The sequence below is a fragment of the Acinetobacter sp. LT1 genome (genome assembly GCF_059800965.1).
Genome location: NZ_JBBAXE010000027.1, coordinates 1 through 14,487, shown reverse-complemented (window position 1 = coordinate 14,487; position 14,487 = coordinate 1). Strand labels below are relative to the sequence as shown.

Below are 14,487 nucleotides of genomic sequence, written 5' to 3'. Positions count from 1 at the left end.
TTATTCAGATTTTAAAATATATAATGTAAAACTCAGCACAATATTAAAAGTATAATGTAAAAATAATCTTATAATATTTTTTATAATCTGACATTTTCTGTCACTTATTTCCCAAAACAACAATTTCTCTATTTCTTTGATTTATTGACTTCAAATTGAGCAGAAATATAATGAATTTCAACTACTTTTAGGAAAAAGTAGTAAATATAATTTTAGAATCCTGAGAGATAAAAACATGGCTAAACTTTCTTTAGATAGCTTAACTGAAATTAATGGTTTTATTGCATCTGCACTTGTTGATTCAGAAAGTGGTTTATCACTTGCAACTCAAGGTGGTGGGGAAATTGATTTAGAATTGGCAGCTGCCGGCAATACAGAAGTAATCCGCGCAAAACGAAACATCGCCAATGCTTTGAAATTAAATGACAATATTGAAGACATTTTAATTACATTAGGTAAGGCTTACCATTTAATTAGACCTCTAGAAAGTAATAATAATTTATTCCTTTACTTAGTCCTTGACCGGAGTAAGTCAAATTTAGCAATGGCTCGCCACGAGTTAAAGTCTTTTGAAAAAGAGTTAGACTTTAGCTAATTAATCTGAAATGTGCTTTTTATACCTATTATAAAGAGCACATTAAAACCCCTCTCTTATTCAATAAAATTTAATGTGATACTATGGATAGGCATTGCATAAATATTGCAACCTCTGGTTTAAGCTTAAAAGTTTCGGATGAATTAAAAACTTTAATCAGAAATTTAATATCTAATCAGCACGATATTAATTGGGTTAATATTTCTAATATTCATATTGATCTATTATTAATTAACGAAAACTTTTTTGATTCAGATAATATTCAAAATATTCTTCAAAAGAAAAAATGTCCTTATTTAAAAATTAGTAAAACTCCCTCAAAAAATGGATATCAAGTTGATGAACACACCCTGCATCTGCCACTAGAAAAAGTAGAGTCTTTACTTAACTGGATAGAAATAAACTTATTATCGTATTTGAACAAAAAAAATACTGCTGTAGTTTCAGATTTATCAAATGAGCTACTTTTGATTGATGATAAGTTTATAAGGAATTTACACAGTCCAGAAAATGCCAGACTACATATTTTTGATGATAAAGGTACTCTAGCCATTATTGATAATAGAACTCAAATTGCTTGGTTAGAGCCATCACGCCAACATACGCGAACCAATCAAAGCTTTGATTTTACTTTTGCTAATACTTCAGACTTCACTAAGGTTTCGCGTAAAAAAGATTATTATTTACAGGACTGGTTATGGAATCTGATTTGGAATTCAAACAGTTTTGAAAATCTAGCCTCGAAGGATAGCTATTTTAAAATTGATCATTGGCCACAGCCCTATCAAAAAGAATATAGAAAAGTGAGCCTACAACTCTCTGCATGCTTTATACAGGGAGCAAAAATTACTGATGTGGCTAACCAGCTTAACTTATCAATTGGTGATGTCTTACGCTTCGTTACAGCTTGCTTAATGGCAAATAATGGAAAATTTGTTTCTGCAAGCAAATGCACTTACACACCCAATTCGTACTTAAAGAATTCAAATACAGAGAATCATTTTTTAAAAAATTTTATAGGGAAAATTAGACGGCGATTTGGTCTTTAAGGGAAGTTATGATTATACAGCAATATAAAATTGTCTTTGCAGGTAGCATGGGGGCAGGAAAAACAGAAGCGATTAAATCGCTATCTGAAATTCCAATTCTAGAAACAGAAGCATTCAATACAGATGTTCAAAGCCACCAGAAAATCCAGACCACTGTAGGTATTGATTATGGCGAAATTACTTTAGATGACGGAATCAAAATCGGACTCTATGGAACCCCAGGACAAAGCCGTTTTGATTTTATATGGTCGGTCATTTGTGAAGGTGCAATCGGTGTTATTTTATTATTAGATCATAATAGCTCTAATCCAATTGCCGAGTTAGAAAGCTATTTAGAAACCTTTAAAAATTATAACGACAATATTGCGATTGGTATTACTCATGTTGACGAAAATAAAGAGTCATCACTTCAACAATATCGTCATTGGATAAAAGCAAATGCACTACCATACCCTCTTTTTTTTATTGATGCACGTGAGCAAGAACAAATTTTAATGATGGTTGAATCATTAATTGCATCACTTGAAGTCAAGGTAGGCTCAACATCTCAAGGGAATGATCATGCTTAGTATCCCAACTCAAAAACGAACCGCTCCAACACAGTTACTACAACTTGCAAAAGCCGAAGCTCATAATATTTTGATGAATACGCGTGGTGTAGATTTTGTCATGATTTGCTCTTCTGATGGTTTTGAATTAGCAACAGTGAGCCACAAGAACCACCATAACACTACTAAGTTAGCAGCCGTAAGTAGCTCAATTTTGGCAATGGTCACTGCATTTTTAAAAGAGATTCAACTGACGGGCTGTAACAACATTACTTTAGATGCAGATAATGGCAAGGCCATTTTAACTGCTATTCCTGCTGTTCATCACCCAATGGTCATGGTTACGCTAAGTAATAAAGAAGTCCTTTTAGGTCAACTACTATATAGCCTAAAAAAAGCAAGTCAGACAATTGCAGAGGCCGATGGAGAATAAATCAGGACTCCTCATTTAAAGTAAAATACCGCTCATATAGAGCGGTATTTTTTACTAGATTTGAATAGTAAATAACATCTGCCGTTTTTTTACTTGCTGCCCTTGCTGACCTAAAACATCATCAACTATTCCATCAACATCCGATTTAATCTGCTGTTGGATTTTCATGGCTTCAAGCACTAATAAAGTTTGGCCTTTTATGACTTGATCACCTTTATTGACCAGAATATTCACCACAGTACCATCCATTGGTGCACGAATTTTACCATCTCCGGCAACATCGGCAGCTTCTGGTGCAGCATAAGTTACATTGCGAATTGCGACATTGCCATTATTTTGATCTAAATAAAGCTGATCATCATTTAATACATATTGCACACGGCGACGTACACCATCAATTAAATAAACTAATTGCTCTGGCATTCTCTCAAGCACTTCAATACAAACTGATTGATCACAGAGCTCTACCGTAAACGTGTTATTTACAGATGAAAGCTGTAATTGAATTTGCTGATCATCATATTTAAGTTTTAATGGTAACGACACGCCAAGACCCGTTTGCCATGCCACAGTTCCTTTTCTTTGGCTAAATAATGCCGCAGCAATAGCTAAGGTTTCTAAAGATAGAACCTGCTTATGCAGACTGCTGTCGTTTTGAAAATGCTGTTGAATGAATGCAGTATTAGTATCCCCTGCAACCACGATTGGATGACGCAGTAAATTGACCAAAAACTGCTTATTACTATTTACACCTAGCAACACACAGTCATCAACTGCACGAGCGAGTAAGCGAATCGCATCCTCACGGGTTTTCCCATAGGCAATCACCTTTGCTACCATCGGATCGTAAAATGGACTAACTTCATCAGTTGCTAACATGCCATGATCGATTCGAACATTTGACAAAGCTGCAGGCTTCCAACGTAAAATTTTTCCTGTTTGTGGCAAAAAATCCTGACGTGGGTCTTCTGCATACAAACGCACTTCGATCGCATGTCCATTTAAGGTCAATTCCTGTTGCTTTAAAGGTAACTGCTCACCATTCGCCACACGTAACTGCCATTCAACTAAATCCAACCCTGTAATAAGCTCAGTGACCGGATGTTCTACCTGCAAACGGGTATTCATCTCCAAAAAGTAAAATGCACCCGATGCATCTAGCAAAAACTCAACTGTACCTGCCCCAACATAAGCACATGTTTTTGCCGCTGCTACGGCTGCCTCACCCATTTTCTGACGCAGTTCAGGCGTCATCACCGGACATGGAGCTTCTTCAACTACTTTTTGATGACGGCGCTGAATTGAACAATCACGTTCAAACAAATACACATAATTGCCGTGAGTATCACCAAAAACCTGAATTTCGACATGGCGTGGAGCAATGACTGCTTTTTCCAAAATGAGCTCGCCAGAACCAAAAGCATTTTCAGCTTCTGAACGTGCGGTTTGTAATGCCTCAAACAACTCGGATGCTTGCTGTACCAAACGCATGCCACGACCGCCACCACCCGCAGAAGCTTTGACCATAATTGGAAAGCCAATCTGCTCAGCTTGAGTTGCTAAATATTCGAGATCTTGTCGGTCACCTTCATACCCCGGCACACAAGGGACGCCCGCCTCAATCATGGCGATTTTTGAAAGGCGTTTACTGCCCATTAACTCAATTGCAGAAGCGGTAGGCCCAATAAAGGTAATCTGGTTGTCGATACATGCCTGAGCAAAATCAGTATTTTCTGACAAAAAACCATAGCCGGGGTGAACTGCATCCGCCCCTGTTTTTTTGCAAGCTTCAATAATTTTAGCGATGGAGAGATAAGACTCTGATACTTTTGAAGCACCAATATAAACAGCTTCATCAGCCTCTTGCACATGGCGAGCATTACGGTCTGCATCGGAATAAACTGCGACGGTTTGGTAACCCATTGCCTTGGCTGTTTGCATCACGCGAACTGCAATCTCACCACGATTGGCAACTAGTATTTTTGAAAATTTCATTATTTTTATCCTTATCTCTTATGATTCATCGGCCCAATTTGGTAACCTTTTCTGGATAAAAGCCATTGTTCCTTCTTGTCCTTCAGCACCACCAACCGCTTGAGCAAACTGCTGTGCAGCATCGTTAAGCAATTCATTTAAAGGTTCATTGAGCGTTCGATGTAACAGTGCTTTAGTCGCACGCGAAGCTTGAGGAGCTGCTCGTTTAATTTGCTGAATTGTTTCTTGTAAAGCTTGCTCAAGTTCAATTTCATTATGTGCAATTTGATGAACCACACCGACATTCAGTGCCGTATGCCCTTCAAAGCGCATACCTAATAAAGCTAATCGACGAGCTTGAGTTAGACCAATACGTTTCACTACAAAAGGAGCAATTTGCGCAGGAATCAAACCAAGTCCAGTTTCAGGTAAACCAAACTGAGCATTGTCACGGCTAATGGCAACATCGGAAACACATGCCAGACCAAAACCACCGCCTAACACTGCGCCTTCTAAAATCACCACAACCGTTTGCGGTGCGGCTTCAACTTGCTCAAGCAAGGCACCAAAACGGCGGTTAAAGTCCACATAAGGTTGTAGACTGCCAACATTAGCTGCCTCAACACGTAAAGTTGCCATGTCTTTAATGTCACCACCCGCACAAAAAGTTCCACCTTCCCCACGGATAATTACCGCGCGAATTGAAAGGTCATCGCGAATGGCAGCAAAAACTTGCTGAATTGCATTGACCATATTCAAGTTCATGGCATTACGGCTCTCTGGTCGATTTAACCAAAGGTATAAAATACCGCCGTCCTGTTCCAATTGAATACTGTCATCTATATCTAAAACTTGTAGAGATGCTGAAAGTGTCATGGTGTATTCCTTATATTTATTTGTGCTTTTTAGGCAGAATATCCATCAACTTACAGATAATCCCTAGCATAATCTCATCTGCCCCACCCCCAATAGACCCTAGGCGGCCATCACGATACAGCTGCGACGCTGGGTTATCCCACATGAAGCCATTGCCGCCCCAGTATTGCAGACAACTATCAGCAACTTCACGAGTTAAACGTCCAGCTTTGAGCTTTGCCATAGACGCCAACATCGTGACATCCTCGCCCGCAATATGCTGTTCGCATGCTTGATAAGTTAATGCTTTGAGTGCTTCCACTTCGGTCATAAGTTCAGCAAAGCGGAAATGGATATATTGGTTATTAATGAGAGGCTGATCAAAAGTGGTACGCTCTTTGGTGTAATTAATCGTTTGCTGAATACAATGCTGCAAGCCGCCAATCGCATTAGCACATGCCCATAAGCGCTCTTCCTGAAATTGCATCATTTGCATCATAAAGCCCATACCTTCAACACCCACCAAGTTACGCTGTGGTACACGTACATTGTCTAAATAAACTTGTGCTGTGGTTGTTGAACGCATCCCTAATTTATTAAGTGGCTCTGAAAAACTAATCCCTTTAGTTTTTGCTGGCACAATAATCATTGACTTATTAACGTGAGGTTTATCATCAGACGTGTTGGCTAAAAGGCACAAGAAGTCGGCCTGCAAGGAGTTGGTAATCCACATTTTGCTGCCGTTAATGACATAGTCATCGCCATCTTTTTTTGCAGTTGTTTTAATAGCAGCAACATCCGAACCAGCATGTACTTCTGATACTGCAATGGATGCAACATATTCCCCTGCAATCGCTGGTGTTAAAAACTCATCACGTAACTCTTTACTTCCAAAACGTGCCAAAGCAGGTGTTGCCATATCGGTTTGTACACCAATAGCTAAAGGCACCCCGCCACAAGCTGCATAGCCAATTTCTTCTGCAACCACGAGGTTATATGAATAATCTAACGCTAAACCGCCATTTTCTTCTGGCTTACAAATTCCTAATAAACCAAGATCACCCATCTTTTTAAATACGTCGTGGATTGGGAACTGCCCTTCAGCTTCCCATTCTGGAATATGTGGATTCAGCTCATTTTGAACAAATTGACGAGCTGTACGGCGCAATGCTTCATGTTCAGCAGTAAATTTCATGGTTTTATTCCTATTAATTTTTTTAATTGCGGTAAAGGTTGATTAAAAACGGGACACACCAAAACGAGTTGAATTTAGCTCTCGTTGCTGTGCTTCATAAATGGTTTGTAAAAGGAAAATTAATAATTTTCGGGTATCTCGTGGATCGATAATGCCATCGTCATGTAGCATGGCCGTATTGAAAAGCGCGGTAGATTGTTGTTCCAATTTCATGGCCGTGCTTTGCTCAAGAAAATCGAGCATTTGCGGATTCGGTTCCTGACCGGAAGCTTTTTGTTTTCCTTCAGCCACAATGCGTAGCACTTTTCCGGCTTGAGCAGCACCCATTACGGCAACATGCGAATTTGGCCAAGCAAAAATAAAGTCTGGTGATAGGCTTCGACCACACATCGCGTAATTGCCAGCACCATACGACCCTGCCACAACAATTGAAATTTTAGGTACAGAACAATTGGCAACCGCTTGAATCAGTTTCGAGCCGTGTTTGATAATACCGTTTTGCTCTGCGTCAGTTCCTACCATAAAACCTGTGGTGTTATGCAAAAACAATAACGGACGCTTAGTCTGTTCACACAGATGTATAAACTGAGCCGCCTTCGCTGCCCCTTGAGGTGTAATCGGACCATTATTGGTAATAATACCGATGTGTAATCCGCCAATCTTCGCCCAGCCACACACCGTTAAATCATCATATTCCTGTTTAAATTCTAGAAAATCTGAATCGTCAATAATGCGGGCAACCACTTCTTTCATATCAAATGGTTGTTTAGGATCACTTGGAATCACACCCAATAATTCCTCGGTATCGTAACGAGGTTCTTTATAAGTTACATCAACTGGTTTGATTTGCTCTTTCCAGTTCAGATGTTCAAAAATTTCACGTGCAAGTCGAATACCATCAGCATCATTTTCAGCCAAATATTCTGCTGTTCCAGCGACCTGCGCATGCATTTCTGCCCCGCCCAACTCTTCAGCTGTTGCTACTTCACCAGTGGCAGCCAAGAGTAAAGGGGGACCTGCAAGAAGCATCTCGGTTTGCTTACGTACAGCAATTACATAATCTGAAAGACCGGGCTGATAAGCACCGCCTGCCGTTGCATTACCATGCACCACTGCAAGCTGTGGAATACCTGCCGCAGAAAGACGTGCCTGATTGGCAAATGTCATACCACCATAAGTAAATACTTCAGCAGCATAATTTAAGTTGGCACCTCCACTTTCGGTCAGCGTAATCAGTGGGAGTTTTTGTTCCAAAGCAATTTTTTGCAAGCGCAAGGTTTTCTGTACACCCATGGGTGACATGGTCCCACCTTTAATTGCACTATTACTTGCTGAGACCAGACAACGCACACCACTGACAAAACCAAGGCCAGCAATTACCCCGCCTCCAGCTTCTGAACCATCTTTATCATCATGCATGTTGTAGCCGACCAAGCCACACAGCTCAACAAAAGGTGAATCAGCATCGAGTAACAACCGTACACGCTCATGCGGTAGAATCTTGCCCTTTTTATCGAATTTCGGTTTGGCAGCATATGATTTATCAATACTTTTTTGCTGAATTGCACGGACTTCACTCAGTTGAGTAAGCAATGCCTCTTTATTCTTTTGATACTGTTCACTACCAACAGCAATTTCGGATTGGACAATAGTCACTGTTATTCCTCCTCAGCCTCAGTCTTTTTCTGAAAAATTTCAGGAATAAACGCGCGATGGAAACCATTATAAGACTGACTATTTGTTGCTTCAGCTAGTGGATACATTCGTGTTCCTTGCGATGCGGCACCATCAATACGCAAAGTTACTCCTGACACAAAAGCCGCAGCATCGGACAGTAAATAACAAATTGCCGATGAAACTTCTGACTCAGTTCCCATACGTTTGAGCGGTACATTGCCAGCAAGACTTGGAATAATTACTTTGGCAAAATCACCGCTATAATTATCCATACCGGATGACACAATCCACCCCGGTGCAACCGCATTTACACGAACGCCAGATTTGCCCCACTCAACCGATGCTGTTTTAGTTAAGTTATCAACCCCTGAACGCGCAGCACCAGAATGTCCCATTCCCGGCATGCCGCCCCACATATCAGCAGTCATATTTACAATACTGCCACCATGTTTAGCCATCCATTGGTTATAAGCTTCACGCATTAGATAGAAAGTTGCGTGTAAATTATTACGCACGACTGCATCGAAACCATTCGCTGAAATATTCTCTAAAGCTGAGGGGAACTGGCCGCCAGCATTATTTACCAAGCCATCTAGTTTGCCGAATTTCTCAATCACTTCGGCAATCATATTTTTCACTTGTTCTTCTTCACGGTTATCACAAACAATGAAATGAACTAAGCCCCCATCTTCTATAATTTCTTGGCTTACTTTCTCTAATTTTTCAATTTTTCGTCCTGTAATCACTACTTGAGCGCCGAGGGCTGCAAGCTCATGTGCCGTACAACGCCCTATTCCAGAGCCACCACCTGTCACAATAATGACTTTATTGGCGAAAGCATCTGGTCTAAATATTGATTGATAACTCATCTTTGTTTCATCCATTTATTTTATTTTTCTAAAAGATGTGCCGGAACTTTTACAGGCATATCCAATAATTGTTGTGCAAAGGCCTTCCCTTGCGGATCTATACGTAGACTTGCAACACCACCGCCACCCAAGGCATTTTCTAGCATAAAATTTAGTGCATTCAAACCCGGTAACTCATAACGGATTACTCGCCCTTTCTCTGCATCTAAGACATGTTGCATATAGCTTGCAACAGCCTCTTCCATCAGTGCTGCACGAATCCATGGCAAATATTCTGCTTTACGTGCAATCACACCAATATTGCTATGATTGCCTTTATCACCACTGCGGGCATGAGCAATTTCAATCAAAGGAACTTCAATTTCATCTCCTTGATAAATTGCATTTTCACCTGCCTTTAAATTAGGCAATTGCTCTGTAGAAACTCCTTGTGGAATCTCAACTGGGTAGCGTTTTCCTTCAAAATCGATTTCGACACTTACTTGATTTTTATCTATTAAAAATGAAAATAGTTTAATCACTGGCGATGCTTTTGGACGCCCCCCCACTATCCCTGCCAAAGCCGGAGCCATGCCTGTTGAAGCCTGAGCAATTTCCGATGCAAAGAACATACATGCTTCTTTAAACATGTGTTTTACAGCTATTTTGATCACAACTTCACGGCTATTTAATGCTCGAGCATGTTCGCCATAGGTACTTTCAATACCTAAAATCTCAACAGACTTTTCACTAAAAGGTGGTACCGAACGCATTGCTAAAACACGTTCGCACTTAGTCAAAATCGCATCAGCAATGACTTGTGCTTTTTGTGGTGCCTCACGTCCTGCAATTAAAAAACTCACTAAAACCCGATAACCATCTGGATAGGTCGCACTGACTTTATATTGTGTAGTTGGTGCTTGTCCTTTCGCTCCCGTCACACGGACTCGATGCTCCCCAACTTGTTCTAAATGCACTTGGCTGAAATCAGCAATTACATCGGGTAGTAAATACGCTTGAGGATTGCCTATTTCATAAACAATTTGCTCTGCAACCGTAGCGGTAGAAACTAGACCACCTGTACCTTGAGGCTTAGTTACAACAAATGAGCCATCTCCACTCACTTCAACCACTGGAAAACCCATGTTGTCGAAGCCCTGCACCAATTGCCAATCGGTAAAATTACCACCCGTACATTGAGCTCCACATTCAATGACATGACCTGCCAACGAACCTTGCGCCAATTTGTCATAGTCATCGAGTGACCATTGATATTCATGAACTAAGGGTGCAAGTACCACAGCAGAGTCAACTACACGGCCAGTAATTACAATATCAGCGCCTAAGTCTAAGGCGTCACGAATAGCCACCGCCCCTAAATAAGCATTACTACTCGCCACTTGTTCTGGCAAAGCTTCCCCGCTAAACATTTCCCGAATATTTTGCTGTTTGAGGTGCTCATGTTGCGGTAAAAGATCATCACCTAACACCACGGCAACTTTCAGGTCTAGACCATATTCTTTAATTATTTTTTGCAAGGCATCTCGACATGCCAATGGGTTAACACCACCAGCATTACTAATCACCTTAATCTTTTTCTCTGCAATTTTTTTAAGTAGAGGCGCCATGACACGACTGACAAAATCTAAAGCATAGCCATGTTTCGGCTCTACCATTTTCGCTTTGGCCATAATCGACATGGTGATTTCTGACAAGTAATCAAAAACCAAATAATTAATATCGGTTAGATGTACCAATTGAAAAGCAGCAGTATTGGTATCTCCCCAAAAACCTGAGGCACACCCTATTTTTACGACACGCTCATCATCTTGTTGATTACTTGCCATCTTGTTTCTCATTATTTTGTTTAAAAATTACACTCAACATTACCAAGCAAGCGCTTGGTTTGTAAAGAGCAAAATGTTATTGTGAAATTGACTAAAACTGCCAAACTCGACAACTAGCCTAAAACATGGTGAGATTTAGCAAAATTTTTTCCGTAAATATTTTTATATAAAGGATCCAGCTTTCGTATGATTGCGACTTCAATTGAACAGATTCCACATATTTCTTGCTTTGACGATAGCCCGCGTGGTCGTTTATTACAGGGAGCTGCCTATCTATTTCACAAACAAGGTTATGATAAAACCACTGTCCGCGAACTTGCTCAATTTATTGGAATTCAATCAGGTAGCTTATTTCATCACTTCAAGAGTAAAGATGACATCCTAGCTCACGTAATGGAGCAAACTATCATTTACAATCTTGCTCGTTTAAAAGATGCAGCCGCTCAATCTACCGATCCAGAACACCAATTACGAGCTCTTATTAAAGCAGAACTCATTTCAATTACTGGAGATACTGGTGCAGCCATGGCTGTTTTAGTTTATGAGTGGTTTGCGCTGTCAAAAGAAAAACAAGATTATCTTTTAGAAATGCGTAATGAGTATGAACAAATCTGGTTAGATGTCATTGAAAAGTTACGCACTCAAAGCAAGATAAAACATGATGCCTTTATTTGGCGAAGATTAGTTGGTGGTGCGATTTCATGGACTGTCACTTGGTATAAATCTGAAGGTAAAGTCAAAATTGATGAGTTAACTGAAATGGTGTGGGAGATGGCTTTGAAATAAAAAAGGTGGCTCAATGACCACCTTTGCAGAATCAATAACCAAGCTGCTTACTAATCAAATCTTTCATAATTTCTTCAGCACCACCACCAATCATATTAACCTTCACTTCACGGTAAATACGTTCAGATTTAGTTCCACGCATAAAGCCCATACCACCTAATGTTTGCACAGCTGCATCAGCACAAAATTGCATTGTGCGAGTCGCAACATTTTTCAGCATCGAGATTTGAGCGACTAACTCAGGCCCTTGTAGTTTTGGCTGAGTCATTTTCCATGCAGTTTCTTCAAGTAATGCCCGTGTTGAGGTTAATTGCGTTGCCATATCTACCAATTTATGACGAACGACTTGATGGTCTATTAATCTCTTACCAAAAGTTTTCCGTTGCTGGGCCCAATCTAGAGCTTCTTCATAGCAAACTAATGCATAGCCATAAGCCACTACACCCAAGAAAAAACGCTCCATATTAAAGTTATTCATAATAACTTTAAAACCAGCATTTTCTTTACCGAGCAGATTTGATGCTGGTACTCGCACTTGATCAAAATGCAAATGCGCCGTATCTGAAGCCCACCATCCCATTTTTTTCAAAGGTGTTTTAGTAATTCCTTCACTGTGAGCATCAACAAGCAACATTGAAATGCCTTCTGCGCCTGTTTTAGTTGGATCTGTACGCACTGCAACCGTATAGTAATCTGCACGAATCCCCGATGTGATAAATGTTTTCTCACCCGAGACAACATAATAGTCACCATCACGAACAGCTTTAGTTTGTAATGCAGCCACATCAGAACCACCGCCTGGTTCTGTAATCGCTAATGCTGAAATCTTTTCTCCTGAAATAATCCTTGGTAAAACTTTTGACTTTAGTTCTTCACTTCCAAAATGCTGAATCGGTGGTGCTCCAATTGTATGTACCATGAGTGAAATATGTACTCCACCCGAACCAGCTTTCGCCATTTCTACACCAGCCAGTAATGAATAAAATGGATCTGCATCAGGAATACCGCCATATTCCTCAGAAAAACCTAAACCTAATAGACCAATTTCAGCAGCCTTCTTATATAGCTCTCTTGGAAATGTCTCAGCCTCATCCCATTCATTAACGAAAGGAGCCATTTCTTTTTGTACAAATCGACGAACATTATCAGCAAAAGCAATATGTTGTTCATTATAGTAAATTGGGTTTGGTTGCATTTCTACAGATGTCCTGATGTTTTTATTTAATTCCAGAACATATCTTGTCATGTTTGCCATCAATCAAAAGTTGCAAGAATCTCCATTTTCTTGGCATAAAACATCAAAGCTTCTTCTTTTTATTTAAATACAATGCAATGCCTATACTCTTAAGCAACAACGAAAACCACGGGCAGCATAATAAGATTGTGCTCCATTATGATAAATAAAGACACGACCATATCGACGATCAGCAAAAAGTGCTCCATCTAGTTTACGAATCTCATTTGGGGTTTTGAGCCAACTTGATGTTTTAAGGTCAAACTCTTCAATTTCTTGTAATTGGTAATATTGCTTTTCTGTTAAAAGTTCAACACCCATTTCCTTAGCTATATCTATTGCGCTATTTTTAGGAGGATGATCTTTTCTAGATTCTAGAGCCTCACGATCATAGCAAAGGCTTCTACGACCTTTAGGTGTCTCAAGAGAGCAATCTACAAATAAATATTCGTCTTTCTGCTGATCATAAGCAATAACATCAGGCTCCCCTCCTGTATTTTCCATTTCCAGCAATGACCAAAGTTTATCAGGAACCTTAATTAGTTTATTTTGCACATCCGACCACTCTATTTCTGTATGACGATGTGTATTTTTTTCAAATCTATTCTTTAATAATTCAAGGAGTAACTCTATTTGCTTTTGAGTTAGCTGTTTTTTATCTACCATTAAATAAGTCCTTATATTTATTAAATTGAACGGCCATCAAAATAATTTATTTTATTTAATATCAATGGCTTCTCCGCCTAGTACACTAATTGCAGAGATAGAACTAAATCCAATACCTCTACATTAGGTTCCATAATTAAGATAATCAATAATCGTTTACTATATATTTAATTCCAAAAGTGTTCACAACGCTTACATCTATTACCATTTCTAAAAGAAAATAAAGGTAGGCCCAAAAACATAAACGCTAAAAAGGCAGATTTTTTTCCTTTATTATTAACTTCTATATCCAAGCTTCCACACTCAGGGCAACATTCTTTACTCTCCCCAAACTTTTGTTCAAGCTCATCACTAAAGTCTTTTTCAAGAAATGACTTCGCTTCATCAACATAGTTTTCTGGAACTAATAAACGAACCCCACCTAAAGCATTAGAATAAAACCAATCCATATTAATTGTATGCTCATTTTCAATATAAACAGGAATTCCAAATACTTCTAGTTGAGTCTTTGCAATTTGTGCCTCATAAGGAAATGAGAAAGTTTTAATTACGATCCATTGCATATTAAATTTCTAATTAGGTAAATAATTTTAGAGTAGCTTTATTTCTTTATAATTTGAATCAATTTCAGTATCTAAAGAATTGAGGATACAAATTCCGCGCATAAAAAAACACCCCCATTCATTAGAACGGGGGTGTTTAGAATAATGAGCTGGCGATGACTTACTCTCACATGGGTAACCCCACACTACCATCAGCGCTAAGAGGTTTCACTTCTGA

General features: G+C 39.5%; 14 protein-coding genes. 5 read left to right on the top strand and 9 right to left on the bottom strand.

Going from position 1 to position 14,487, the window contains the following annotated elements; translation table 11 throughout:
- Positions 1-235 precede the first annotated feature (235 nt).
- The 4 genes from WBW42_RS18475 (at position 236) to WBW42_RS18460 (ending at position 2,625) form a co-directional block, all read left to right on the top strand.
- Positions 236-595, top strand: a complete 360-nt coding sequence (locus WBW42_RS18475; RefSeq protein ID WP_163114486.1) for a roadblock/LC7 domain-containing protein — start codon at positions 236-238, stop codon at positions 593-595.
- 83 nt (positions 596-678) lie between these two features.
- Positions 679-1,644: a hypothetical protein gene (locus tag WBW42_RS18470; protein ID WP_032057713.1), complete on the top strand. Its 966-nt coding sequence runs from the start codon at positions 679-681 to the stop codon at positions 1,642-1,644.
- An 8-nt stretch (positions 1,645-1,652) separates the two neighbouring features.
- The gene (locus WBW42_RS18465; RefSeq protein ID WP_032057716.1) at positions 1,653-2,213 is read left to right on the top strand and encodes a GTP-binding protein; all 561 of its coding nucleotides are present in this window, start codon (positions 1,653-1,655) and stop codon (positions 2,211-2,213) included.
- The gene (locus tag WBW42_RS18460) at positions 2,206-2,625 is read left to right on the top strand and encodes a roadblock/LC7 domain-containing protein (protein WP_002117819.1); all 420 of its coding nucleotides are present in this window, start codon (positions 2,206-2,208) and stop codon (positions 2,623-2,625) included. Before WBW42_RS18465 ends, WBW42_RS18460 begins: the two co-directional genes overlap by 8 nt.
- A gap of 54 nt (positions 2,626-2,679) precedes the next feature.
- Here WBW42_RS18460 and WBW42_RS18455 read toward each other — a convergent pair whose 3' ends face one another.
- The 6 genes from WBW42_RS18455 to WBW42_RS18430 are packed head-to-tail and all read right to left on the bottom strand — an operon-like array spanning position 2,680 to position 11,021.
- Positions 2,680-4,620: an acetyl/propionyl/methylcrotonyl-CoA carboxylase subunit alpha gene (locus tag WBW42_RS18455; protein WP_032057717.1), complete on the bottom strand. Its 1,941-nt coding sequence runs from the start codon at positions 4,618-4,620 to the stop codon at positions 2,680-2,682.
- A gap of 18 nt (positions 4,621-4,638) precedes the next feature.
- Positions 4,639-5,475, bottom strand: a complete 837-nt coding sequence (locus WBW42_RS18450; RefSeq protein WP_032057718.1) for an enoyl-CoA hydratase/isomerase family protein — start codon at positions 5,473-5,475, stop codon at positions 4,639-4,641.
- Between the two features lie 16 nt (positions 5,476-5,491).
- Positions 5,492-6,649, bottom strand: a complete 1,158-nt coding sequence (locus WBW42_RS18445) for an acyl-CoA dehydrogenase family protein (RefSeq protein WP_032057720.1) — start codon at positions 6,647-6,649, stop codon at positions 5,492-5,494.
- A gap of 42 nt (positions 6,650-6,691) precedes the next feature.
- Complete coding sequence (locus WBW42_RS18440) at positions 6,692-8,305, bottom strand: acyl-CoA carboxylase subunit beta (protein ID WP_045126706.1); 1,614 nt, start codon at positions 8,303-8,305, stop codon at positions 6,692-6,694.
- Between the two features lie 2 nt (positions 8,306-8,307).
- Positions 8,308-9,195 carry an SDR family oxidoreductase gene (locus tag WBW42_RS18435; protein WP_025468556.1) on the bottom strand — a complete coding sequence of 296 codons (888 nt, stop codon included), beginning with the start codon at positions 9,193-9,195 and terminating at the stop codon, positions 8,308-8,310.
- A gap of 20 nt (positions 9,196-9,215) precedes the next feature.
- Complete coding sequence (locus WBW42_RS18430; protein WP_032057722.1) at positions 9,216-11,021, bottom strand: acyclic terpene utilization AtuA family protein; 1,806 nt, start codon at positions 11,019-11,021, stop codon at positions 9,216-9,218.
- Positions 11,022-11,207: 186 nt separating this feature from the next.
- Here WBW42_RS18430 and WBW42_RS18425 point away from each other — a divergent pair, with 186 nt between their 5' ends.
- Positions 11,208-11,807, top strand: a complete 600-nt coding sequence (locus tag WBW42_RS18425; RefSeq protein WP_032057724.1) for a TetR/AcrR family transcriptional regulator — start codon at positions 11,208-11,210, stop codon at positions 11,805-11,807.
- A 31-nt stretch (positions 11,808-11,838) separates the two neighbouring features.
- On the opposite strand, the gene WBW42_RS18420 is transcribed toward WBW42_RS18425, so the two are convergent.
- The 3 genes from WBW42_RS18420 to WBW42_RS18410 form a co-directional block, all read right to left on the bottom strand.
- Complete coding sequence (locus tag WBW42_RS18420) at positions 11,839-13,002, bottom strand: acyl-CoA dehydrogenase family protein (protein ID WP_032057725.1); 1,164 nt, start codon at positions 13,000-13,002, stop codon at positions 11,839-11,841.
- A gap of 141 nt (positions 13,003-13,143) precedes the next feature.
- Positions 13,144-13,707, bottom strand: a complete 564-nt coding sequence (locus WBW42_RS18415) for a DUF4256 domain-containing protein (protein ID WP_032057727.1) — start codon at positions 13,705-13,707, stop codon at positions 13,144-13,146.
- A 167-nt stretch (positions 13,708-13,874) separates the two neighbouring features.
- Positions 13,875-14,270: a putative signal transducing protein gene (locus WBW42_RS18410; RefSeq protein WP_284106496.1), complete on the bottom strand. Its 396-nt coding sequence runs from the start codon at positions 14,268-14,270 to the stop codon at positions 13,875-13,877.
- Positions 14,271-14,487: the final 217 nt, after the last annotated feature.